General features: G+C 42.2%; 23 protein-coding genes and 1 tRNA gene. 20 read left to right on the top strand and 4 right to left on the bottom strand.

The window, feature by feature from the left end; all coding sequences use genetic code 11:
- Positions 1-35 precede the first annotated feature (35 nt).
- The 14 genes from OW255_RS13340 (at position 36) to OW255_RS13275 (ending at position 14,502) form a co-directional block, all read left to right on the top strand.
- Complete coding sequence (locus OW255_RS13340) at positions 36-299, top strand: putative Se/S carrier protein (protein ID WP_024835274.1); 264 nt, start codon at positions 36-38, stop codon at positions 297-299.
- 112 nt (positions 300-411) lie between these two features.
- Positions 412-507, top strand: a tRNA-Sec gene (locus tag OW255_RS13335).
- A 40-nt stretch (positions 508-547) separates the two neighbouring features.
- Positions 548-2,413: a selenocysteine-specific translation elongation factor gene (gene selB, locus OW255_RS13330; RefSeq protein ID WP_024835275.1), complete on the top strand. Its 1,866-nt coding sequence runs from the start codon at positions 548-550 to the stop codon at positions 2,411-2,413.
- Positions 2,414-2,443: 30 nt separating this feature from the next.
- A complete protein-coding gene (gene trxB, locus OW255_RS13325) occupies positions 2,444-3,373 on the top strand; it encodes a thioredoxin-disulfide reductase (RefSeq protein WP_024835276.1) in 930 nt (309 codons plus the stop codon).
- 14 nt (positions 3,374-3,387) lie between these two features.
- Complete coding sequence (trxA, locus tag OW255_RS13320; RefSeq protein ID WP_024835277.1) at positions 3,388-3,714, top strand: thioredoxin TrxA; 327 nt, start codon at positions 3,388-3,390, stop codon at positions 3,712-3,714.
- 110 nt (positions 3,715-3,824) lie between these two features.
- Complete coding sequence (gene grdA / locus OW255_RS13315) at positions 3,825-4,295, top strand: glycine/sarcosine/betaine reductase complex selenoprotein A (protein ID WP_242842174.1); 471 nt, start codon at positions 3,825-3,827, stop codon at positions 4,293-4,295.
- A gap of 84 nt (positions 4,296-4,379) precedes the next feature.
- Positions 4,380-5,918 (top strand): glycine/sarcosine/betaine reductase complex component C subunit beta, encoded by a 1,539-nt coding sequence (gene grdC, locus OW255_RS13310; protein WP_024835279.1) that lies wholly within the window; start codon positions 4,380-4,382, stop codon positions 5,916-5,918.
- A gap of 4 nt (positions 5,919-5,922) precedes the next feature.
- Entirely contained in the window at positions 5,923-7,083 is a 1,161-nt protein-coding gene (gene grdD / locus OW255_RS13305) for a glycine/sarcosine/betaine reductase complex component C subunit alpha (protein WP_024835280.1), read from the top strand.
- Between the two features lie 26 nt (positions 7,084-7,109).
- On the top strand, positions 7,110-8,489 hold the full coding sequence (gene selA, locus OW255_RS13300) for an L-seryl-tRNA(Sec) selenium transferase (RefSeq protein ID WP_024835281.1): 1,380 nt from the start codon (positions 7,110-7,112) through the stop codon (positions 8,487-8,489).
- Between the two features lie 59 nt (positions 8,490-8,548).
- Positions 8,549-9,874: a glycine/sarcosine/betaine reductase component B subunit gene (locus tag OW255_RS13295; RefSeq protein WP_024835282.1), complete on the top strand. Its 1,326-nt coding sequence runs from the start codon at positions 8,549-8,551 to the stop codon at positions 9,872-9,874.
- Positions 9,789-11,207: a betaine reductase selenoprotein B gene (grdH, locus tag OW255_RS13290; RefSeq protein ID WP_465245366.1), complete on the top strand. Its 1,419-nt coding sequence runs from the start codon at positions 9,789-9,791 to the stop codon at positions 11,205-11,207. Before OW255_RS13295 ends, grdH begins: the two co-directional genes overlap by 86 nt.
- Positions 11,208-11,327: 120 nt before the next feature.
- Complete coding sequence (locus tag OW255_RS13285) at positions 11,328-12,785, top strand: BCCT family transporter (RefSeq protein WP_024835285.1); 1,458 nt, start codon at positions 11,328-11,330, stop codon at positions 12,783-12,785.
- A gap of 42 nt (positions 12,786-12,827) precedes the next feature.
- Positions 12,828-13,739: a selenium metabolism-associated LysR family transcriptional regulator gene (locus tag OW255_RS13280; protein ID WP_024835286.1), complete on the top strand. Its 912-nt coding sequence runs from the start codon at positions 12,828-12,830 to the stop codon at positions 13,737-13,739.
- 67 nt (positions 13,740-13,806) lie between these two features.
- Complete coding sequence (locus OW255_RS13275) at positions 13,807-14,502, top strand: GntR family transcriptional regulator (protein WP_024835287.1); 696 nt, start codon at positions 13,807-13,809, stop codon at positions 14,500-14,502.
- Between the two features lie 8 nt (positions 14,503-14,510).
- Here the strand turns inward: OW255_RS13275 and OW255_RS13270 are convergent, their stop codons facing one another.
- On the bottom strand, positions 14,511-15,938 hold the full coding sequence (locus OW255_RS13270; protein WP_024835288.1) for an amino acid permease: 1,428 nt from the start codon (positions 15,936-15,938) through the stop codon (positions 14,511-14,513).
- Positions 15,939-16,030: 92 nt separating this feature from the next.
- Here OW255_RS13270 and OW255_RS13265 point away from each other — a divergent pair, with 92 nt between their 5' ends.
- The 3 genes from OW255_RS13265 to OW255_RS13255 all read left to right on the top strand — a co-directional run bounded on the left by OW255_RS13265 (position 16,031) and on the right by OW255_RS13255 (position 18,947).
- Positions 16,031-16,462, top strand: a complete 432-nt coding sequence (locus OW255_RS13265; RefSeq protein WP_024835289.1) for a DUF488 domain-containing protein — start codon at positions 16,031-16,033, stop codon at positions 16,460-16,462.
- Positions 16,463-16,645: 183 nt separating this feature from the next.
- On the top strand, positions 16,646-18,283 hold the full coding sequence (gene hcp / locus OW255_RS13260) for a hydroxylamine reductase (protein ID WP_334308242.1): 1,638 nt from the start codon (positions 16,646-16,648) through the stop codon (positions 18,281-18,283).
- A 124-nt stretch (positions 18,284-18,407) separates the two neighbouring features.
- Entirely contained in the window at positions 18,408-18,947 is a 540-nt protein-coding gene (locus OW255_RS13255) for a flavin reductase family protein (protein ID WP_268114322.1), read from the top strand.
- A 68-nt stretch (positions 18,948-19,015) separates the two neighbouring features.
- Here the strand turns inward: OW255_RS13255 and OW255_RS13250 are convergent, their stop codons facing one another.
- Positions 19,016-19,162: a FeoB-associated Cys-rich membrane protein gene (locus OW255_RS13250; RefSeq protein ID WP_081752261.1), complete on the bottom strand. Its 147-nt coding sequence runs from the start codon at positions 19,160-19,162 to the stop codon at positions 19,016-19,018.
- Positions 19,163-19,530: 368 nt separating this feature from the next.
- On the opposite strand from OW255_RS13250, the gene OW255_RS13245 reads away from it, so the two are divergent.
- A complete protein-coding gene (locus tag OW255_RS13245) occupies positions 19,531-20,133 on the top strand; it encodes an FMN-dependent NADH-azoreductase (RefSeq protein WP_024835292.1) in 603 nt (200 codons plus the stop codon).
- A 49-nt stretch (positions 20,134-20,182) separates the two neighbouring features.
- Here OW255_RS13245 and citC read toward each other — a convergent pair whose 3' ends face one another.
- Positions 20,183-21,229, bottom strand: coding sequence for a [citrate (pro-3S)-lyase] ligase (gene citC, locus OW255_RS13240; RefSeq protein ID WP_024835293.1), 1,047 nt, complete (start codon positions 21,227-21,229; stop codon positions 20,183-20,185).
- Between the two features lie 558 nt (positions 21,230-21,787).
- Between citC and OW255_RS13235 the strand changes: the two genes are divergently transcribed.
- Entirely contained in the window at positions 21,788-23,251 is a 1,464-nt protein-coding gene (locus OW255_RS13235; RefSeq protein ID WP_024835294.1) for an NADP-dependent glyceraldehyde-3-phosphate dehydrogenase, read from the top strand.
- 76 nt (positions 23,252-23,327) lie between these two features.
- Here the strand turns inward: OW255_RS13235 and OW255_RS13230 are convergent, their stop codons facing one another.
- Entirely contained in the window at positions 23,328-23,744 is a 417-nt protein-coding gene (locus tag OW255_RS13230) for a winged helix-turn-helix transcriptional regulator (protein ID WP_331485625.1), read from the bottom strand.
- A gap of 203 nt (positions 23,745-23,947) precedes the next feature.
- Between OW255_RS13230 and nirJ2 the strand changes: the two genes are divergently transcribed.
- Complete coding sequence (nirJ2, locus tag OW255_RS13225; protein WP_024835296.1) at positions 23,948-24,958, top strand: putative heme d1 biosynthesis radical SAM protein NirJ2; 1,011 nt, start codon at positions 23,948-23,950, stop codon at positions 24,956-24,958.
- Position 24,959 lies beyond the last annotated feature (1 nt).

Below are 24,959 nucleotides of genomic sequence, written 5' to 3'. Positions count from 1 at the left end.
GTCGTTTTAATCATTCACGTGTGGGAGAATGTCTTATGGAAGAAATATTGTTTACTTTTTATAATACTCATCATTCAATCATGGCTGAGCAGATGTTACTTGATGCAAAGATACCTGTTAAGGTTATGCCTATGCCAGAAGCAATTACGGCTGGATGCGGGCTTTGTCTGCGAATACAGGAGTCAGATAGTGGATTCGCCTTTCAAGTGTTGGATCAGGGCGGAATCACCCCCCGGGGCGTGTATAAAAAAATATCAGGGGGATATACAAATATGCCAATGGTAACATTCCAATTATAAAAAAAATCAATAAAGTTGCATAAATATATAGCCATTACTTTGTTGATAATGATTTTTAGAATGATATAATTACCATATGAATTGTAGACAATCTACAATTCAAACTAAGAATGGAAACAGAGAGGTAACTGGTGTGCCTACCGGTCTTCAAAACCGTGTTGCGGTATTAACTGCCGTGGGTGGGTTCGATTCCCATATGTTTCCGCCAAAAATAATTCACATTTACATATAGATTTACGGGGGATTCCATGGATAGCATTATTGTGGGGACAGCAGGTCATATTGACCACGGAAAGACAGCCTTGGTAAAAGCACTTACCGGCTGTGATACGGATACGCTGGCAGAAGAGAAGAAACGAGGAATTTCAATCAATCTTGGCTTTGCCAGCTTTCGGCTGCCTAATGGACGGAATCTTGGAATTGTGGATGTTCCGGGCCATGAGAAATTTATTAAAAATATGCTGGCAGGAGCAACCGGAATTGATCTCGCACTGATTGTCATAGCGGCAACAGAAGGTATTATGCCACAGACAAGGGAGCACATAGAAATTCTTGGATACTTGGGAATTCAGAAATATTTGATTGTGCTTACCAAAGTCGATATGGTGGATGAAGAATTTAAGGAATTGGTAATAGAAGACATCAGAGACTTTATAAAAGGAACGTTTCTTACTGGTACCAGGATTGTTGAGGTTGATTCTATCAGTCGTAAGGGATTTCATACCCTCATTGGGGAACTGGAGCGTTTGACTTCTGATATACAGGAACGAAGCTTTACGAAAAAACCTCGCATGAATGTAGACAGAGTTTTTTCCATAAAGGGGTACGGGACGGTGGTAACAGGAACTCTTATGGAGGGAGTCATTAAGGTGAATGATGAGCTCACTGTTTATCCCCAGGGATTTTCTGCAAAAGTGCGAAACCTTCAGGTTCATGACCACAGTGTGGAAGAAGCGTATGCGGGTCAGAGAACAGCCATTAACTTATCCGGGGTTTCCTTAGAAGAATTAAAACGAGGAAACACGGTGGCTGCAAAAGACAGTGTATATGTAACAAATATCATCGATGTAAAGTTTCGCATCGTCCAGGATACCAAGTTCGAACTAAAGAGATTTTCCCGTTTGAAGCTTTATGTAGGCTCATCGGAAGTACTTGCTAAAATCGTTCCGATTACACACAAAACAGTGAAATCAAAAGATGAGGGCTATGCCCAGATCATTTTGGATCACGATATTGTTGTATTAAAAGGAGACCGGTTCGTCTTACGAACCATAACCCCGGTAACCACCATAGGAGGCGGCATGATCATTGATCCCAAGCCTCAGCGATATAAGAAATTTACAGAAGAATTAATAAGGTCTGTCAGTTTAAAGGATTCCTCTTCTGTAGATGAAATTATGGAAGAATACCTAAAAGGACATCCTTTTTCGGTTCTGGAAGAAATCGCTTCATTTATCAATGGAGAAACGGTGGAAAAAGAGCTTAGTCATCTGATAGAAGAAGGAACTGTCATACAGATTGGAAAGCAGTATTTACATAAAGAATTCCTGATTCGGTTCCAATCCGGGGCCGAGTCCATATTGATGGACTATCATGAAAGCAATCCACTTAGAAGCGGGATGCCAAAGGCAGAGCTCCTTGATAAGTTTCATTTACCAAACAAAAAACAGGGAGAGATTCTACTGCAGTACCTGACGGAAGTAAAACGGTTAAAGCTGGAGCAAAATCTCGTATCCTTGTTCTATTTTAAGCCTGAGCTGACACAAAATCAGCAAAAAATAAAGGAAGATTTGTTAGGCAGGATACACTTAAGCGGTTACTCGCTTATGACCATCTCAGAGCTTACGGAGAATAATAAAGATAGGCAGCAAGTGCTTGAATTTATGTTAAAGGAAGAATTACTCCTGTTCCCAGGTCAATACATACTGGACCGAGGTCAATATGAGGGAGTAAGAGGGAAAGCCAAGGATCTATTCGATGAGAAGGGTATTATAAAGCTTTCGGATTTTAGGGATATGGTTGGAACCAGCCGAAAGTTTGCGTTAATACTATTGGAACGGTTTGACCAGGAAAAGTATACCAAACGCCAGGGAGAAGATCGAATCATCGTCTAAAATACAAATTCAAACAAATGGGGGTATCAAGTGAAAATTTATGATGTTGTAATCATTGGTGGGGGACCAGCCGGACTTTCAGCCGGTCTTTATGCAGGCAGAGCAAGGCTGAATGCTTTGCTCATTGAAAAAGAAAAGGATGGAGGACAGATTGTCATCACATCTGAGATCGAAAATTACCCAGGATGTCTTCCAGAGGAATCAGGAAGCTCCCTGGTAAAGAGAATGTCAAAGCAGGTAGAGACATTTGGAATTGAGAGAGCTGCAGACTGTGTGGAATCTGTAGATTTTACAAAGGATGTAAAAGTACTGCACGGCAAAAAAAGTGATTATTACGCCAAGACAGTCATTATAGCAACCGGAGCATTTCCAAGACCCATCGGCTGTGAGGGTGAAAAAGATTACATAGGAAAAGGTGTATCCTACTGCGCCACCTGTGATGGAAATTTCTTTGAAGATTTTGAAATTTATGTGGTGGGCGGGGGAGATACCGCAGTGGAAGAAGCAATCTATCTCACCAAGTTTGGACGTAAAGTCACCATTATCCATAGAAGAGACGAATTAAGAGCTGCAAAATCCATACAGGAAAAGGCATTCAAAAATAAGAAGATAGAATTTATGTGGGATACCGTGGTAAAAGAGATAGGCGGCGACGGTATGGTTCAAAGCATGACAGTTGAGAACTTAAAAAGCGGGGAGAAAAAAGAAATCGTAGCCGATGAAGAGGACGGCACCTTTGGTGTGTTTGGATTTATTGGTTATCTACCCCAGTCAAAGTGCTTTGAAGGAATATTGGATCTGGAGTACGGCTACATAAAGACCAACGAAAATATGGAAACCAACATCCCAGGTGTGTATGCAGTGGGAGATATCAGAGTAAAAGAGTTGAGGCAGGTTGTTACAGCCTGTGCGGATGGTGCAATTGCAGCAGTCATGGCTGAAAAATATGTTTCAGAATAGAAGGAGGAGTTACTATGTTAATCGTTGATAAGGACACATTTGGACCAGAGGTCTTAGAAGCAGACGGCTTTGTTTTTGTGGATTTTTTTGGAGATGGCTGTGAGCCGTGTAAGGCTCTTTTGCCTCATGTGGAAAAGCTGGCAGAGGAATATGGAGATAAGCTTAAATTTACAAAGCTAAATACCACAAAGGCCAGAAGACTTGCTATCTCACAAAAGATACTTGGCCTTCCTGTTATGGCAATTTACAAAGGCGGGGAAAAGGTGGAGGAGCTGGTCAAAGAAGATGCGACTCCAGACACCATAGAAGAAATGGTTAAAAAATACGCTTTAGCTGAATAACGGCTGGAAAAGCAAACATTGGTAATAGCGCAAGATCCCTGAGTGGGCTGTTTGCTATGCATGGAGCTTCCCCAGGTGATCTTTCGTTAATATAAAAAATATAAGGAGGAATTATGATGCTTAGAGACAAAAAAGCCATCATTATCGGTGACAGAGACGGCATTCCCGGCCCAGCCATTGAAGAGTGTGTAAAAACAGCTGGCGCAGAAGTAGTATTCTCATCAACAGAATGCTTTGTCTGAACGGCCGCGGGTGCTATGGATCTTGAGAATCAAAAGAGGGTAAAAGCATTAGCAGAACAGTATGGACCTGAAAATATTATTGTTATTTTAGGTGCCGCAGAAGGTGAGGCTGCTGGCCTTGCTGCTGAGACTGTTACTGCAGGAGACCCTACTTATGCAGGACCTTTAGCAGGAGTCCAGTTGGGACTAAAAGTATATCATGCCTGTGAGCCAGAAGTAAAAGACGAAGTAGACAGCAGTGTTTATGACGAGCAGATCAGTATGATGGAAATGGTTTTAGATGTAGATGATATCATAAAGGAAATGTCGACAATAAGAGACGAGTATTGTAAATACTAGTATCTTCTCTTTACAGATCAATTCTTGTGAAATGGTATAAGGAACAACATTTTACAGGAATTGATTTATTATTAGGAGGCAAATATGTACAGTGTCTTAAAGGGAGCAAGTTATATTCTTGCTCATACGCCGGATATGGTCATTCACAATGGCACGACACAAACTACGCAAAGAACCATTGATCCGGAATCTGAATATTTAAAAAACCTGGATAAGAGCCTGCGCACCTATGAAGAGTGTAAGGCGTATCTACCCAATCAGACCTATATTGGAAACATGACGCCACAGGAGCTGGCAGGATACGAGCAGCCATGGTTTTTGCAGAAGTCTGAACACACAGAAAGAGAAGGTAAATTCGGAGAAATCATGCCGGAAGATGAGTTCATCGGCCTGATTGCCATATGTGACGTATTTGACCTGGTAAAATTAGAATTGGATTTTGCCAATTCTGTAAGGTCTAAATTGGAATCACACAGCCTTATGAATCCAGCCCTATTAAAAGCCCTTGAAAAAGGAATTGCATTGCCTGAGGTTTTACAGTTAATTCAGGATACCCATGCAGAAACCTTGTATTTTGAAGGCAAAATAGTTGGCTGTATAAAAGCTGCCCATGATATTGACCAATCGCTTTCTGCCCACGTCATTTTTGAGAATCTTGTTTCAAAAGCATCATGTGTTTTATCCTTATTACATCTCATCAGCAAAACAGGAGTAAATGCAGAAGAGATTGATTACGTTATTGAGTGCTCGGAAGAAGCATGCGGTGATATGAATCAGAGAGGCGGAGGTAACTTTGCAAAAGCTGCTTCCGAAATAGCAGGTCTTGTGAATGCAACCGGCTCTGATGTAAGAGGTTTCTGCGCAGGCCCGGCCCATGCGCTTTTACATGCCGCTGCCCTTGTGAAATCCGGAACCTTTAAACATGTGGTTGTTGCCGCTGGCGGTTCTACCGCTAAGCTTGGCATGAACGGAAAAGATCATGTAAACAAAAATATGCCCATACTGGAAGATTGCGTTGCCGGGTTTGCTGTGTTAGTTAGTACTAACGATGGCGTGAGTCCGGAAATCAACAGTGATATTGTAGGAAGGCATACGGTAGGAACCGGTTCCTCTCCTCAAAATGTCATCTCATCCCTGACCGCGATTCCTCTGGAAAAGGTAGGTCTTAAATTATCAGATATTGATAAGTACTCCGTGGAAATGCAGAACCCGGATATTACAAAGCCCGCTGGAGCAGGCAATGTACCGGAAGCCAATTATAAAATGATTGGGGCACTTGCAGCCATGCGAAAAGAAATTGAAAAGTCACAGCTTGCAGATTTTGTTACCGATCATGGACTGGTTGGCTGGGCACCTACTCAGGGACATATCCCATCAGGTGTTCCCTACCTTGGATTTGCCAGACAGGAACTGATGGATAAAAAGCTTAACAGAGTCATGATGATCGGAAAAGGCAGTCTGTTTCTTGGCAGAATGACCAACTTATTTGATGGAGTATCTTTTATCCTTCAACAAAACAGTGGTGCCGGAGAAGACGAGTCTGTTTCAGAAGCCAGCGTCAGAAAGCTGATTGCTGATTCCTTAAAGGACTTTGCAAAGCACCTTCAGGGTGATGAGGGGTGAACCTATGTCTGATAAGAAAATGAAAAAAATAGTCGCTGAGACCTTTCTTGATCTGGCACATATGCTGGAAACCGGACAGTCAGGTAAAAAGATACCCATAGCAGTTACGGCCATTGGCAGTGAGCATGGGGAAGAGACTATTTACAGCGCAGCCCTGGAAGCTGCTAAAAAAGGAATTACTGTAAAGGTGATTGGAACCAGAGACGTAAAAGCAGAGAATTTAGAGTCCGTTCTCGTTTCTTCCGAAGAGGAGGGACATAAAAAAATGGATGAAATGCTCTCAAACAAAGAAGTCTATGGGGCAGTTACCATGCATTATCCATTTCCAATCGGAGTATCAACGGTTGGCCGGGTGATTACACCGGCAGCTGGAAGAAAGATGTATCTGGCGACGACAACAGGAACCTCATCGGTCAACCGGGTAGAGGGAATGATAAAAAATGCCATTTACGGTATCGTTACGGCCAAAGCCTGCGGAGTGAGTGAGCCTTTGGTTGGAATCTTAAATGTGGATGGGGCTCGTCAGACAGAAATTGCTCTTCAGAAACTGAAAGAAAATGGATACGATATCCGTTTTGCTTCCTCTGGAAGAAGCGATGGCGGTATGATTATGCGTGGAAATGATTTATTGACAGCCTCTGCCGATGTCATGGTTATGGATTCCTTAACCGGCAACGTACTGTCTAAGCTTTTGTCTGCCTACACCACAGGAGGGAAATATGAATCTCTTGGCTACGGCTATGGCCCTGGCATTGGAGAGGGTTTTGAGAAGCTGATCATGATCGTATCCAGAGCATCGGGAGTTCCTGTGATTGAAGGTGCTGTTGAATTTGCCAGAGAGATGCTCTTAGGAGAGTATCAGAAGGTATTATCAGAAGAATTTAAAAAAGCAAGAAAGGCAGGACTGGATGATATCCTGCTTGAGCTTAAATCAGGAAAACGGGAAGAGTCAGCCGATGCCATAAAGGCACCACCAAAGGAAGTCGTAACAGAAGAGATTCTGGGCATTGAAATTATGGACCTTGAAGATGCGGTTACCTGCTTGTGGGGAGCGGGTATCTATGCAGAGAGCGGTATGGGCTGTACAGGACCTGTGGTGCTTGTTGGGGAACACAATCTGGAACAGGCAAGAACAATTCTAAGCCAGAAAAAATTTATTGGCTGAGATACATTTCTTTAAAGGATGATGGAATGACCGATAAAAACAGTCTTATGAGACAACTGCCAAAGGTAGATGAAATAATACGTTGTATGATCATAGAGCGAGCCGTAAAAGCACCGGAAGTTTTGATAAAGCTGGCTGTTAAAAAAGAGATAGATTCAGAAAGAGAAAAAATAGTAACGGGAGAATCCACCGGGTGCACTCGTGACGTTTTGCTGGACCGGATTGAAGATGAGATCAAAAGGCAGAATCAGCCTCATTTAAAAAGGGTGATCAATGCCACTGGAATCGTGCTTCATACAAATCTGGGAAGAGCAAAGCTTGCCCAGGAAGTTTCTGATCAAATGAAAGAAATTGGCGGTTATTATTCCAATCTGGAGTATGATCTGGAAGCTGGGGAAAGAGGGTCAAGGTATGCCCATGTGGAACAGCTTCTTACTTTTTTAACCGGTGCTGAGGCGGCTTTGGTCGTAAATAACAATGCAGCTGCCGTATTTTTAATCCTAAATTCTCTGGTAAGGGAAAAAGAGGTAATTGTCTCAAGAGGGGAACTGGTAGAAATCGGCGGCTCTTTTCGGGTACCTGAAATTATGAAGGCCAGCGGCTGTACTCTGGTAGAGGTGGGAACTACCAATAAGACTCACGAATCCGATTATGTGAATGGTATCAGTGAACATACAGGTGCGCTCTTAAAAGTCCATACCAGTAACTATAAGATCATTGGTTTTACGAAAGAGGTTTCAATCGAAGGGCTGAAAGCAATCGGTGCCAGGCATCAGCTTCCAGTTATATATGATATGGGCTCCGGTCTGATGATGGATTTAAAAGCTCATGGAATCGGAGAAGAGCCAACGGTAAAACAGTGTCTTTTCGATGGTGCCGATGTGGTCTGCTTTAGCGGAGATAAGCTGCTTGGAGGTCCCCAGGCTGGAATCATAGTTGGAAGTAAGGAATACATCGGCAAAATGAAGAAAAACCATCTTCTTCGGGCGCTGAGAATTGATAAGCTTACGTTAACCGCCCTGGAGCTTACGTTAAGAGAGTACTTAGACGAAGAGAAAGCAATGAAAACGATACCAACCTTACATATGATCATGGAGCCATTGGAACGTCTGGAGGAGAAGGCCCGGTTGTTTTTAAAGTTACTGAATCCGTGTCAGGAAGCAGAATATGAAGTGGTAAAAACCCAGAGTCAGATTGGCGGAGGGTCTATGCCGGGAGTCTGCCTTGATTCTTATGCTGTCAGTGTATACCGAACAGAAATTTCAGAAGGAATGCTGGAACGTATGCTCAGAGAGAATTCCATCCCCATTGTAACAAGGATATATAAAAACAAAGTGCTGTTTGATGTACGAACCATGAGCGAAGAAGACATTCAGACAGCAGCAGATTTTTTAAATCAATTATAAGGACTTAATCTGCATGAAAAGAATGCAAGTTTGTCTTAGAATTTGAAAGGAGACACCCAATGAAGTTGGAATTAGGCAATTTTTATGTAAAAGATATTTGCTTTGGTGATAAAACTTCTTTAAAAGATGGGATTCTTACGGTGAACAAAGAGGAGGCTCTTTCGGTCATAAAGGAAGATGAGCATATTACAGAAGCAGACCTTTATATTGTATCACCTGGGGACATGGTCCGTCTCGTTCCGGTAAAGGAGGCAATCGAGCCACGGTACCGCGTTGGAGGAGGTCCTGTTTTCCCAGGTGTGACCGGAGATCTTATGCAGGCCGGTGATGGTACCACATACGCTTTAAAGGATATGAGCGTCTTAGTGGTTGGAAAACACTACGGCGGATTCCAGGATGGGCTCATTGATATGGGCGGAGAGGGTGCCAAATACACATACTACTCCCAGTTAAAGAACCTGGTCCTGGTTGCTGACAGCGATGAAACCTTTGAACAGAGAGAGCAGCAGAAAAAGAACCGTGCCTTGCGGTGGGCAGGTATGCGCCTGGCTGAATACATTGGTGCAGTCACAAAGGACTTAACGCCGGATGAGGTAGAAACCTTTGAACTGGAACCGGTGACGAAAAGAAGCAAGGAAGTAAATGAGCTTCCAAGCGTTGTTTTAGTGCTTCAGCCTCAGTCCCAGATGGAAGAGGGCGGTTATAACGATTTGAATTACGGCTGGGATACCAACCGGATGCTACCCACCTTTATGCACCCCAATGAGGTGTTAGACGGAGCGATGATCAGCGGTTCCTTTATGCCATGCTCCTCCAAGTGGTCTACCTATGATTTTCAGAATCTCCCCATGATCCGCAGGCTTTACAGAGAGCATGGAAAAACAATTAATTTCCTTGGAGTCATTATGTCAAACTTAAATGTGGCTCTTGACCAGAAAGACAGAGCTGCCTTATTTGTGGCTCAGATGGCAAAATCCCTGGGAGCAGATTCTGCAATTGTAGCAGAAGAAGGCTATGGCAACCCGGATGCAGACTTTACAGGCTGTATTGTAGCTTTGGAAAATGCCAATGTAAAGACCGTAGGTCTTACCAATGAATGTACCGGTCGAGACGGGGCCAGCCAGCCTCTCGTATCTTTAGATGAAAAAGAGAATGCAATTGTATCCTGCGGAAATGTTTCCACGCTCATCCGTCTGCCAAGGATGGAGACCGTATTAGGTGAACTGGAGGCCCTGGCAAGAGATGGAATGTCAGGAGGCTGGTCCAACGATGAAATCCTGGGAGCCTCCGTAAAAGAGGATGGTTCTATTATCATGGAGAATAATGCGATGTTCTGCGGAGATCAGGTCGTTGGCTGGTCAACAAAGACAATGGCAGAATTTTAAAGGAGGGAAAAAGATGAAGGGTATTTTATACTTAAATCAGTTCTTTGGCCAGATCGGCGGAGAAGAACATGCTGATTTTAAGCCTGAGATTAGAGAAGGTCTTGTGGGTCCTGCAATGGCTCTGCAGCAGGCATTGGGAAAAGAAGTTGAGATAACCCATACCATTATTTGCGGAGATAACTTTATTGGATCCAATACCGAAGAAGCAGTGAAATCCATTATCTCTATGCTGAAAGGCAAAGAAATAGATGTTTTCTTTGCTGGTCCGGCCTTTCGAGCCGGCCGTTACGGCTCTGCCTGCGGCCATATCTGCAAGGCTGTTAAGCAGGAATTTAACGTTCCGGTACTCACTTCAATGAATGATGAAAATCCAGGCGTTGAAATGTTCCGTAAGGAAATGTATGTATTTAAGGGCGGAGCCAGTGCTGCAAGCATGAAAAAAGACGTCAGTGCTATGGCTAAATTTGCTCTTAAGCTGTTAAAGGGAGAAACCTTACTTCCAGCAGCAGAAGAGGGATACTTTGGAAGAGGAATCAGAGAACAAATCTGGCTTGACCCACCGGTTACAGCAGCAGACCGTGTGATTGACATGCTGCTAAAAAAGGTAAAGGGGGAGCCCTACGAGACAGAGCTGCCCATACCAAAGTCAGACCGTGTTGCCATCGCTCCAGCCATTACCCCAGAGGAATTAAGCACTATGGAGGTAGCACTCCTTACCTCTGGCGGAATTGTTCCGGTAGGAAATCCGGACCGGATCCAGTCTGCCTCTGCAACCAAATGGGGCAAATACGATATTTCCCAGACCGATGACTTAGTCAAAGGGGAATACATGACCATTCATGCCGGTTTTGATCCTGCGGCTGCCAATAACGATTCAGATGTAATCGTGCCTTTGGATGCCATGAGAAAATATCAAAAAGAAGGTAAAATTGGTGGAGTTTATAAATACTTTTTCTCTACGGTAGGAACAGGAACCACTCAGGCTGAAGCCTCCAGAATGGGAAAAGAAATTGCAAGAGTATTAAAAAAGGATGGGATCAGAGCTGCAATTCTGACCTCTACATGAGGGACTTGTACACGTTGCGGTGCAACAATGACAAGAGAAATTGAAAGAGAAGGAATTACCATCGTTCAGATGGCGAACTTAATCCCAGTAGCAAAAACCGTTGGAGTAAACCGTTTGGTTCCAACCATCTCTATCCCTTATCCGCTGGGAGATCCGGCGACAACCAGGGAAGAACAGTTCAAGCTTCGTTACCACAGAGTCGGTGTCGCATTAGATGCCTTAACCAGTGATATTGAAGAACCTCAGGTCTTTAAAGTTAAAATTTAGTTCAGAAGTAACAAGTAATAGAAAACACTTTCTCCACACGGGAGCAAAGTGTTTTCTATCACTTAAATAAAAGTTTGTAGAACTCTGTGTAAATTTTATCTTTCAGGAGGAGGTTCCTAAATGAAGAAAAACCTTGTTTTTTACATATCGCTATTTATAACTGCTGTATTTATCGCCCTTGGCCTCTTAGCAAATGATGTATTTACAGCAGCGACCATTGCGGCAAAGGATTTTCTTGTTACTTATTTCGGGTGGTTTTACTTATTTTGTATGTTTGTATTTGTTGTTTTTTCATTGGGCATTGCATTTAGCAAATATGGAAAGATTAAATTAGGGCCGGATGATTCGGTACCTGAATACAGCAATCGTTCCTGGTTTGCAATGCTTTTTGCTGCTGGTATGGGAATCGGCCTTGTTTTCTGGGGAACCGCAGAGCCACTCACTCATTATATGAGCTTTGGGGGAGATGAAGGGGCCGCCAATCTGGCGATGAAAAAAGTATTTATGCACTGGGGATTCCACCCATGGGCAGCCTATGCCATTATAGGGATGTCACTTGGATATTTTCAGTACAGAAAGAATGCACCAGGTCTGATCAGCAGTATCTTTCTTCCTCTACTGGGAGAAAAAGGGGTAAAGGGACCCATTGGGAAATTAATTGATGTATGTGCGGTTTTTGCCACAGTGGCTGGTTTTGCCACCTCCTTAGGCCAAGGAACCATGCAGATCAATTCCGGCCTTAATTTCCTTTTTCAGGTGCCAAAGACAGACATGGTAAAAGTTATTATTATTTTTACTTTAATGGTGATTTATACTTGTACAGCAGTAAAAGGAATTGATAAAGGAGTGAAATTTTTATCCGATATTAATTTCGTATTGGCATTTACTATTATGCTTGGTGTCTTTTTAATCGGTCCTAAGCTTCTTTCGATTAATGTTTTTATCAATTCACTTGGAAGCTATATTAACAGTTTTGTGGCAGACAGCTTTTCTTCCAATCCATTTGGAGACAAAACATGGCTTGGGTCCTGGACGATATTTTATTGGGCCTGGTGGATTGCCTGGGGACCATTTGTGGGCACCTTTATAGCCAGGATATCAAGAGGCAGGACCATTCGGGAGTTTGTAATAGGAGTAATATTTGCTCCATCCATCGTATCCTTTTTGTGGTTCTCCATCTTTGGCAGTCTTGGTTTGAACCTGGACAAACAAATGATAGCAAAGGCAGTGGAATCAACAGAAACCGTGTTATTTGTAGTTTTGCGGGAATATCCACTTGGAATGGTATTTTCTTTCATTGCTATCTGCCTGTTAATTACGTTTTCCATTACATCATCAAATTCAGGAATCTTTGCATTATCCATGTTCTCGTCAAGCGGGGATATGAATCCTGGAAATGGGAAAAAGATTCTTTGGGGAGCTCTTTTGGCATTGCTGACTCTTGTTTTACTGATGTCAGGTGGATTAGCAGCTTTAAAGAATTCTTCTATCATCGCAGCATTCCCATTGGCAATTATCATGCTGCTTGCCTGTTTTTGTCTGTTAAAAGCATTAAAATCGGAAGATACAAAAGACTAATCAAGCGCACTAAATTCAACCTTTAGAGAAGCGGAGAAACGTATGGATTTTAAACAATTAGAAGCATTTGTACAAATTTCCAAACTGCAGAGTTTTTCAAAAGCATCTGAAGCCTTATACTTAACTCAGCCAACATTAAGCAATCAGATTAATACATTGGAAAAAGAGATTGGCACTCAGTTGTTTGTTCGTTCCACAAAGAAAGTGTATCCGACTAAGGCAGGGGTAAAGTTTTATGAACATGCCAAGAATATGCTGGCATTGCGCGATCAGTCTTTATTTGAAATGGGTAAGTTTACAAAAGAATGTGCAGGAGAAATAAATATTCTGGCCTCAAGCGTTCCGGCCCAGTATTTACTGCCGCAATTGATTTCTGATTTTAATAAGGAATATGAAAACATTGTCTTTCACTTATATCAAAGAGACAGTGGAGGTGTATTTAAAGAGTTAAGCCAATATCAGTATGATATTGGCTTTGTTGGAACGGAAACAGAAAGCTGCCGATACAAGCTGACAGCTTTCTGTAAGGATGAGATTGTCTTAATCCTGCCAAAGAGCATGAGATATACGGGGGGCCGTACGGTTTCTGAAATCATCTCTTTTATCTCGAAAAAGAACTTTATTATGCGGGAAGCCGGGTCTGGTACCAGAACAAAGCTGGAGATGTTTCTTAGCAATAATAATATTCACGAAAAGGATATGAAAGTCGTTGCTTATTTTAGCAGTACTCAGGGAATCGTGGAAGCGGTATCCAAGGGTCTGGGTATTTCCTTTGTATCCAAGGCGGCAGCAACCATCTATAAGCGTTTGAATTTAGTAAATATGGTAGAAATAGACTCGGAAGAATTGAGCAGAGATATCTTTTACGTTCTAAAAAAAGATATGGTTTTAACACCAGCCCAGGAACTATTCATCAATTATGCAAAGAATTATTATGAAAAGATTAAATCTTAATTTGATTTGCCTTCCATCTATAGTATAATGTTCTTTTGAGGCATAAAATACATTGAGAGGTGGACAAATGCTATTTCATTCATATGAAATAAATAACATGATCACATATTCCAAATCCAATCTTAGTGAGATTGTAGTCACTTATGTGAAAAATAAGATTCTTACGGGAGAGCTAAAAAGTGGAGACCGTTTGGTTGAAACTGATATGTCGGAAGAACTTCAGATAAGCAGAGCGCCCATCAGGGAAGCATTAAGAGAACTTCATATGAGAGGATTTCTTTCATTTTCGCCCAAAAAAGGCAGCCAGATTCTCAATCTGGATATGGGGGATATTGCAGAAATCTTTTCGATTAGAATTCCATTGGAAATGCAGGTGCTGACAATTATATTTGAAAAGAAACTTCTAAATGAGAAGGACTTAGAGTATCTATCTGCACTGAACCAGGAGATGATTATGTTAGGGAAAGACAATACGTCAGATGAGAAGGAGAAAAATTTTGTATTCAATTCCTGTGACCTGGCCTTTCATGAGTTTTTCTGGAAGAAATCAGAAAGTTTCAGGAGGGCTGATATTTTGCAAAACCAGTACTTCCAATTGCTTACCGCTATGAATAAGGATACTTCCACCTTAGGTTCTGCTAAGGAGAAGTACGAAGAGCATAAAAATATTATAGAAGCCTGCCGCAGCGGCTCGCTGGAGCAGGCGTTATCTGCATTTCAAATACACATGGATTCCTATTTGAATGCGGTTCAAATGCTTTAAAGATTTATTTATTGTTTCTTTTCTTCATCGGGGTGTAGTTCCTCTGAAAATTCTGTTAAGATACGGCGATGCTTGAGAGTTCCTTTTGGCAGCTCTTCTCCCTGCATCGCTTTTCTTTTGTTTACGGCTTTTAATATCCCATAACATGCGGTAAAAAAAGCTACCAGGGCTATTCCTGCCAGAAACCCCAGGGTCTGCCCTTTTAAAAATGGCATACTGAATATAGCGATAAGGAGTCCTGCCATGGTAAACAGAGAACTATAGGGGAATCCGCAAAGCCTACAGCTCCCTTCTGGCTTCCCGTTCTTTTTTCGGAAACGGATGTGGGTAAACATGAGTACGATATAGGTAAAAAGCAGGGCAAATCCACCGGAGCTGATTAAAAACAGATAAAACTCAGGCAAAAAGAGTCCTACATAGAGAAACATCATCATGCTAAGTCCTGAAAAAAGGATACCCCGATAAGGAACATCCGTCTTATCCCTTAAAAACCCAGGACCAAGCCCTTCCTCCACAAGAGAGCGGAGCATTCTGCCAATACCAAACATGGCAGCCAGCATGGTAGATAAGATTGCGCTGATTAATATGATTGTCATGGCAGTTCCGGCCCAGGACATTTGATACCGGTTTAAGGCCGTGACCATTGGACTGACGTCTTCGCTTAAGGAATTGGTGGGAACCAGAAGCAGGAGGACGGATATACAAAGAATATACAGGGTCACCAGCCAGAACACAGTCAAATGAATGGCTCGAGGCACATTCTTTTCCTTATTATCGGTCTCACTGGCAGCCAGTCCTATGATTTCAAAGCCAGCATAGGTGAATAGAACGATGAGCATACTTCCGGCCAGACTTTTTAAGCCGCCTGGGAGAAACGGTTCTGAGCGCAATATGCTGTTTCCCAGTGGACGAATGCCTGGCAAAGCACCAAGAACAATCAGCCCGCCTAACAGAATAAATCCAATAATAGCCACAATCTTAATAGCAGAAAGAACACTTTCCAAATGGCTTAGCTGCTTTGCTCCTAAAAGATTCAAAAGGGTAACTCCCACGATCAGACCAGTTCCAAGGAGAGGAATTGAGACGGTTGGAAACCAGGTCCGAAAGAGTAAAGAAACAGCAGTAGCCTCACTGGACATAGAGATGACCATACCAGTCCAATAGACCCAGCCTACGACAAAGCCTGTGCCTTTATTGATATACTGAGATGCAAATGTCCGAAAGGAAGCGGAATCAGGATTGGATACCGTCATTTCTGAAAGTGCAAACAGAATAAAGTAGACCATAACCGCACAAATGAGATAGGAAAGAATAATTGCCGGACCGGCAGCCTGTATGGCAACCGATGAGCCTAAAAAAAAGGAACCGCCGATAACAGTTCCCAGAGCCATCATCGTTAAGCGGCCTGCAGAAAGACCTTTTGTTTTATGTTTCATGAGGAAACCTCGCTTTTGTTTTTTGTATTATTATTTCAGATATTGACAAAGTTATTCGAAACCATGAAAATACAATAAGAATGGAGGTACCAATGAAAAACTTATATGTACTCAGTGCCTACGAGACCAGCGCTGAAAATTTTTTTGAAAGTCTAAAACAATTTAAGGTAGATCTGGTACTTGATATCAGGCAAAAGAATGACTCCCAGCTGTGCGGCTTTACGAAAAAAAGAGATCTAGAGTATTTTGTGAGAACCATTACTGGTGCCGCATATGTCCATGATCTGGCCCTGGCCCCTACAGATGAGCTTCTAAATCCATATCTTAAGCATTGGACTTCATGGGAGCAGTATGAGAACGGATATCAGGTCTTAATGAAGGAGAGGGATATCCTTTCTCATTTTAAAACCAATTATGAAACCTATTCTGCTATCTGCCTGATTGGAACAGAAACAAAGAAGAGAAGATCCCACAGCGAAATCCTGTATTCCATGCTTTTGAACCATTTTGAAATAAAAAATTGAAAAAGATTGTGCTACGTTGTAATAACAACAGACATGTATCCTAGATGATGTTATCCTGTACAAGGAATGAGGGCAGGGCAAGTGCCTTAAGAACCTCTACCCTATATCAATCAACAATAATGTTGGCAAGTATGTGCACCAAATAAAAAAGGTGCTGTGCATAATAATTTACTTTAGGAGGTAATGAATATGAGCATGTTTTGTTATCAGTGCCAGGAAACGGCAAAGAACACAGGTTGTACAGTCATGGGCGTATGCGGTAAGACAGAAGAGGTTGCAAATTTACAGGATCTTCTTATCTATGCAGTAAAGGGTATTTCTGAAATCGTAGTAAAGACGAATACCAACGTTGCTGACATCGCTAAGATCAATCATGAAGTAATCAAGAGCCTTTTTATTACGATCACAAATGCAAACTTTGATGCAGATGCCATTGAAGCTCAGATCGTTAATGTACTTGGATTAAGAGATCAGTTAGCAAAAGACGCTTCCTATCAGGGAAATAACGATGCGGCTGTATTTTCTGTAAGCTCAAGAGAAGATATGCTTAAAAAGGCTGCCAGCGTAGGTGTTCTTGCGACTGAAAACGAAGATGTTCGTTCTTTAAGAGAGCTGATCATTTACGGTGTAAAGGGAATGGCAGCTTACGTAGAGCACGCTTTAAACATTGGAAAAGAAAACAACGATATTTATGCGTTTACTTATGAAGCTCTTGCAGCAACCTTAAATGATTCTCTCTCTGCAGATGATCTGGTTGCTTTAACCTTAAAGACAGGTGAGCTTGGAGTAAGTGCAATGGCGCTTCTTGATGAGGCAAATACATCCCGTTACGGAAATCCAGAAATCACAACAGTTAACATCGGCGTTAGAAAGAATCCAGCTATCCTTATCTCCGGTCATGACTTAGTTGATATGGAGCAGCTGTTAGAGCAGACACAGGGAACAGGCGTTGATGTTTATACACACGGCGAGATGCTTCCAGCTCACTACTATCCAGCATTTAAGAAATATGACAACTTTGCAGGTAACTATGGAAATGCCTGGTGGAAACAGGTAACAGAGTTCGAGTCCTTCCGCGGACCGATCCTGTTTACAACAAACTGTATCGTTCCTCCAAAGAATCCAGAAGTTGCTGCCAGAATCTATACCACAGGGGCTACCGGTTTCCCAGGCTGCAAGCACATCGAAGCAGATGAGAATGGTAAGAAAGATTTCTCTGAAATCATCGCACTTGCTAAGACTCTTCAGAGCCCGGATGAGATTGAAACTGGAACTATCGTTGGTGGATTTGCTCACAATCAGGTATTCGCACTTGCTGATAAGGTTGTTGACGCTGTGAAATCCGGCGCAATCAAGAAATTCTTTGTTATGGCAGGCTGTGACGGAAGAATGAAATCCAGAGACTACTATACAGAGTTTGCTGAGAAGCTTCCAAAGGATACTGTAATCTTAACTGCCGGCTGTGCAAAGTACAGATACAATAAGCTTCAGCTTGGCGATATCGGCGGTATTCCAAGAGTATTAGATGCAGGACAGTGTAATGACTCTTACTCTTTAGCTTTAATCGCACTTAAGCTGAAAGAAGTATTCGAGTTAAATGATGTAAATGATCTTCCAATCGCTTATAACATCGCTTGGTATGAGCAGAAGGCCGTTATCGTACTTCTTGCACTTCTTCACTTAGGCGTAAAGAACATTCACTTAGGACCGACATTACCAGGATTCTTATCTCCAAATGTTGCTAAGGTTCTTGTAGATACCTTTGGTATCGCTGGAATGGGAAGCGTAGATGCAGATATGGAATTATTCATGAACGCATAATCAGTCTGTTTTGGCTGGTGATGGACGTTGCGCAGGCAACATCCATCACCAGCTTTTTTTGATAGTATAGTGGTGTAAGTGCTGGCTTACAATAACTTTTAGATAGTTTCAGTTTATGGAGGTAATGATGAAAAAGGTAAATGTATTTTATGACAAACTGTATTACGGCTTCCCGATCATTCTTGTCAGTTATTATGATACGGACGGCACACCAAATGTAACCACCATATCCTCTTCCTATACCTTAAGGGACATGATGGCACTTGGCTTCAGTACAAAAGGCTATGCCCTGAACCGGATTAAGGAAGTATCTGATTTTGTAGTCAATATTGCAGACAGCAGCCAGATCGAAGCAATTAATTTCTGCGGAAAGAATACAGGAGCGGAGTGTAAAAAGTTTGACAGCATCAATCTGACTCCAGTACCATCTAAGGTTGTCAGTGCTCCAATCATTGAAGAATGCCCAATTTCCATTGAATGCAGACTGACTGATGTGATTGAAAGTGAGAATCACATGGGAATCACCAACATTCTGGCAAAGATCAAAGGCCGTCTTGTGGCAGAATCCTACTTAACCGAATCTGGTAGATTGAAAGTACCTGCATTTGATGAGGTTCTCTATATTGGAGACGGCGACAGTAAGGGTTACCGATTCATGAAATAAGAAAAGCGGATCAGGGAGATGCGTAGGTTTCACCATCCCAGATCCGTTTTTTTATTTTTGTCAATGCTTCAATCCTGTAAGTCGCTGGTGCAGGAACAGCTGGAACAGCCGCAGCCACAGCCGGATTCGCCCTGCTTCGCTTTTTTGATTCTTCTCACAATAATAAAGCCTGCATAAGCTGCAATTAGTGCACTAATCACTATAGTAGCTAACATAACAAACACCTCCCTGGATATGTACCAAAATCTTTTTTCGTTTTTGAGTTAGGTCAATCTAACCATAAGCTTAAAATGAAAGCCACAAACATGGCTCATTGATTTAATGTTATTATAATACTGTGGAAGTCTGCCGTAAAGTAGGCACCAATAAGTTACTTAGTAACTTAAGGATACCGTAGAAGATTCGAATGAAGATAAGAGGAGCATATGTATTTTAGGAAGTATCTTTTTAGTAACCACACCACTAAAATGTGCCTACTTGCATAATTTTTGGGGAATGCTATAATGAAGTTAATCAATAGATGGCAATGGAGCGAAGTCAACCATCAATTTGTGAAGAAAATAACATAAAGGAGATTTTAATTATGAGCAGAGTTCTTTATATTAAAGCAAATTCAAAACCAGAAGGAACATCAAGAACATTTCAGATATCAGATGCATTTGTGGAAGCGTATAAAAAACATCATCCAGACGACGAAGTAGTAGTTTTGGATTTATATAAGATGGGAATTCATTTTTTAGAGGAAAAGGATCTTGAATATCACAATCCAGCTCCTGGAGTGGGAAAGGATCATCCGATTTTAAAATACGCTTATCAGTTTTTGGAGGCTGACAAATACATTTTTGCAGAGCCTTTATGGAACCTTGGAATTCCGGCTATTTTAAAAGCATATATCGATTATATCTGTGTTTCCTCTATCACCTTCCAGTACACAGCAGAAGGCCCTGTTGGTCTTTGCAAAGGCAAAAAAGCCATTAATATTACCACGAGAGGCGGAGATTACAGCTCTGATATCGCAAAAGAATTTGAATTAGGTGATAAATATCTAAGAACCATCATAGCCTTCTTAGGAGTTACTGATTTTACCACCATAGCTGCTGACCAGCTTGATGTGATTGGTGTTGACGTGGAGAAAAAGGTGGCAGAGGATATTGAAAAGGCTGTGAAAATAGCTGAAACATTCTAACAGAATTAATAAATGGCGGCGGTTCCTTCTGGGACCGCCGTTAAATGTTTTAATAATGAATGACTTGCTCTGCTTCTTTGATTTTCTTAATAATAGGCTCTGCCTCCGGGCTTTCAAAAAAGCGTATGGTAGTTTCCGGAAGTAAGGCAGTTAGATGAGAGAAATCACCTTCCTTAATCAGCTTTCTTACGGTCGATGCACTGATTACTGTTCCCTCTGCTTCCTTTCTGGGGATAATAATGCAATCAATTCCTGCTTCGGGAAGCCGTTCCTTCATGATCTCATTATAGATGGCAGTGACCTGGCTGGTAGGCTCTTCTCCTACGTACCTTCTGTTAATTCCCAGAGACTCTGAAATCTTAATGAAGATTCCAAGGTCTAAAAGGGCATGGCTTTCGATTACGGATGTTTCGTCCTTTTGAAAGTAGCTTGGGAACGTGGCATTGCTTATGATGTAAGGGCCGCTGTCGTGGTAGCATATGTTGTTTAAATGGGCTGTCCCCTCCATGATCAGGCGTTTTCTCACAGGAAAGGGAATAAGGCTTACATCCTCGCTGACGATAAAAAGGTGAACCACGTCATTTTCTGCAGCAGCCTTTTCCACCAGGGTAAGATGACCCAGGGTAAAGGGATTGGCATTCATTACGATGGCAGCAACATTCTTACCTTCTTTTTTATTCTCACCAAGACGGCTTAAATAATCCTGAAAGCCCCGTCTTTTGTTCTCCATAAATACTACTTTGCCTTCAATTCTTACAATCTCATAAAATCCAAGATCAGAAAAGAATTTAGAGGCAGTTGATTTTGTGTAGAGGAAGATGTGGGAGTTGCCCTTTGAGAACTGATACTCGGTCAGATGGGACATAATCTGATTCATCAGACCCTCACCCTGATGATCGCTGCTGACAGCCAGACAACGTAAGGTATTGCCATAGCAGCTTCCTGTGGCAACGACGTTAAAATCCTCGTCAAACATAGCACATGTATAATCCAGGTTCTTGTCTCTTCGGATTCCTTCTCCCAAAAGAAGCTGGTCTATGAGCTGGTTGCTCCTTTTATCATCGGGGGAAACTTTAGAAATTGAATATTCACTCATAATTTGCTCCTTTGCTGATAACCTTTAACACGGCCTTCCTGACCGAATATCAGGAAAGCGGATCCCCAAAATGCGGAACCGGAAACAGGTTTTATTTTCTCATAAATAATTGTATTATTTCCTATTAAAAATGTAAATAGCCTGGGAGCAGTTATTTGCATTTTCCTTTGTATTAGGGCGTCTGATTTTGATATGATATGATTTTTTGGTTTATACTATACAAAAAGCGCTTACTTACATGGGATAAAATAAGCTTGATTTCATTGTAATTTAAAAACGTTTCCAATGCATCCCCTTTATGTTACAATTACAGGACTAAATTTGAAAAAATTTAGCTATATATGAGATAAAACCACCAGAAAATCTTATTTTGACTCATAGTTACTTTTTTGATACTGTGTGTCAAAATAGTGCCTACTGGATAAAAGAATACAAATGTTATAATATTAAGGATAAAGACACAAGTACTGTCTGAAGAATCAAAAAAACATGAATCAAAAGACACAGCCTGGCTGACAGGCATGAGTGATATCAATAAAAGGATAGGAGTGTGGTTTCATGATAACAGCTATCAGAGATGAAAACAACAGATACAGGAATCTGCTAAATGGCCAATGGGTCGGAAGCAAAAGTGATACTTATATTGAAATAAAGTCCCCCATAGACAACACAGTCTTAGGGACGGTGCCGGCCATGTCAAAGGAGGAGGTGGATCTGGCGATAGAAACAGCGAGAGAAGCACAGAAGCTGTGGAGAAATGTTACCATTGATGAAAAGGCGGAAATTTTATATCGGGCAGCAGATATTCTTTTAAAATATAAGGAAGAACTGGCAGATTTAATGATCCGGGAAATATCAAAGGACAGAAAGAGCTGCTGGTCTGAGGTAGAAAGAACGGCTGACTTTATTCGTTTTACTGCGGATACTGCAAAAAATATCTCCGGCGAGAGCATACCAGGAGACAGCTTCCCAGGTGGAAAGAACAATAAGGTATCCATCGTAAGAAGAGAGCCTCTTGGTGTTGTATTAGCTATTTCACCTTTTAATTATCCCGTTAACCTTGCAGCCTCTAAAATCGCACCAGGCCTGATGGCAGGAAATTCTGTTATATTAAAGCCAGCGTCTCAGGGCAGCTTATGCGGCCTTTATCTGGCAAGAGCCTTTGAAGAGGCAGGCGTACCCGCAGGTGTATTAAATACGGTAACCGGAAAGGGCAGTGAGATCGGAGATTATATCACCACTCATAAGGGCATAGATTTTATTAACTTTACAGGAAGCACTGAGGTTGGCGCTCACATATCCAGTATCACCAGCATGGTGCCGCTCCTAATGGAGCTTGGAGGTAAGGATGCTGCTATCGTATTAGAGGATGCAGATCTGGAACTGACAGCAAGCAATATCGTTGCAGGCGGTTATTCCTATTCCGGTCAGAGATGTACCGCAGTAAAGAGGATTTTGGTGGTGGAAGAAGTGGCTGACCAGCTGATTGAAAAGATTTTGCCTAAGTTAGAGAAGCTTACCATGGGAAATCCTGTTGAAAAAGATGTGGATATTGTACCCCTCATCAGCACCAAAGCAGCGGATTTTGTCTGCGAGCTGATGGATGACGCCAAGGCAAAGGGAGCAAAGCTTTTGGCAGGTGGAAATCGGGACGGAAACTTAATTCAGCCTACGCTGTTTGATTGTGTGACCACAGATATGCGGCTTGCCTGGGAAGAGCCTTTTGGCCCGGTACTTCCCATCATTCGGGTAAAAGATAAGGATGAAGCCATAAAGCTTGCCAATGAGTCAGAATATGGTCTCCAGTCCGCAGTATTTACCCAGAATATTAACAATGCCTTTTATGTGGCAGATAAGCTGGAGGTAGGTACTGTCCAGGTCAACAACAAAACAGAAAGAGGACCGGATCATTTCCCATTCTTAGGTGTAAAGGCTTCCGGAATCGGTACTCAGGGAATCCGCTATTCCATTGAGTCCATGTCAAGACCAAAGGTAACGGTAATCAATCTGTCAAATAATTAAATATTAAAAGTTCTATCATAGGAAAAAGCCTCAGGAAGCATGGGACCGTAAGCGGGTCTCATGCTTCCTGAGGCTTTTAGTTTTCTGCGGCGCGTTCTTCCTGATCGTATTCCGTATCAAGCTCCGCGTTTAAGTACTGGCTGCCAAAGGAGTGCATCAGTTCCAGAATGGGAATGATTTTTTCGCCCAGCTCTGTTAAGCTGTATTCCACCCGGGAAGGTACCACCGGATAGACCTTTCGTTTTACCAGTTTATCTTCTTCCAAACTGCGAAGCTGGGAGGTGAGCATCTTCTGGGTTATCTGGGGAAGCCGTTTCTTGATTTCGCTGAATCGTAAGGTATTGCTGCTTAAATACCAGAGAATCAGGATCTTCCATTTACCGGAAACAAGCTCCTGGACCATGGCCATGGGACAGACGTTGTATTTCAAACATTGCCCTTTCATATAGCATTCTTCATGCATTGGTTTGCTGCAGATTACTTTTGTAGACAAAACATCACCTCTTTTCGGTATATAAAATATATCAGGTATCTAAATCATCTACTCCATTATACCATTCCACAAGAAAAAGTAAATACGAAGGCCATGATTTTAACCGTCGCCTTGATTCTATGGGTCAGGCACCTCACATATAATAGCATATACTTTTTCGCTTTGCTGCAAAATGTATGGACGGAAATGGAAGGAGAAAAAGAATGATTGTATCATGGCTGACCACCAATCAATGCAATTTAAAATGCAGGCATTGCTATCAGGATGCCGGAAGCAGGCGTGACAAAGAACTGAACACAGAAGAAGCAAAAAAAATGATAGAAGAGATCAAAGCCGCAGGTTTTAAAATTATGATATTCAGTGGAGGAGAGCCTCTCATGCGCCCGGACATCTATGAGCTGGTGTCATATGCCAGCGCTCAGGGCCTTCGCCCGGTCTTTGGTACCAATGGAACTCTGATTACAGAGGATACTGCAAAAAAGCTGAAAGAATGCGGCGCAAAAGCAATGGGAATCAGCATTGACAGCCTGGACCAGGAGAAACACAACTATTTCCGTGGAAAAGAGGATGCATATCAGCTGACCATGGAAGGCATTGAGAACTGTAAAAAGGCCGGCCTGCCCTTTCAGATTCATACCACCATTATGGATTGGAATCAGAACGAGGTATGTGACATCATTGATTTCAGTGTAAGAACAGGCGCCATTGCCTGCTATCTGTTTTTTCTCATTCCTGTGGGCAGAGGTAAGTTCCTGGAAAGAACCACCCTTGAGGTACTGGAATATGAGAATCTGCTAAAAACCATTATGGAAAAGCAAAAGCAGGTGCCCATTGATATAAAGCCTACCTGTGCGCCCCAGTTTATCCGAGTGGCAAAACAGATGGATGTAAAGACCCGGTTTCAAAAAGGCTGTCTTGCGGGACTGTCCTATTGCATCATTGACCCAACGGGAACCGTAAGACCCTGTGCTTATATGGTAGAGGAAGCTGGCAATGTCCGACAGGAGCCCTTTGACCAGATATGGAGAAACAGCAGCTTATTAAATCATCTTCGCACCCGGCATTACAAAGGGACATGTCATGGCTGTGCTTATGAAGAGGAATGCGGAGGCTGCCGGGCAAGGGCAGGGTACTATCATGAGGGGGATTATATGGGAGAGGACAGCTATTGTGCTTACGGAAAAGGCTTTGAGGCAGGAGGGACATGGGCTTGAA

The organism is Lacrimispora xylanolytica (assembly GCF_026723765.1).
GTDB classification, from domain to species: Bacteria; Bacillota; Clostridia; order Lachnospirales; family Lachnospiraceae; genus Lacrimispora; species Lacrimispora xylanolytica.
Note: the sequence above shows the minus strand (reverse complement) of the source record. Positions and strands in the feature narration are given on the sequence as shown.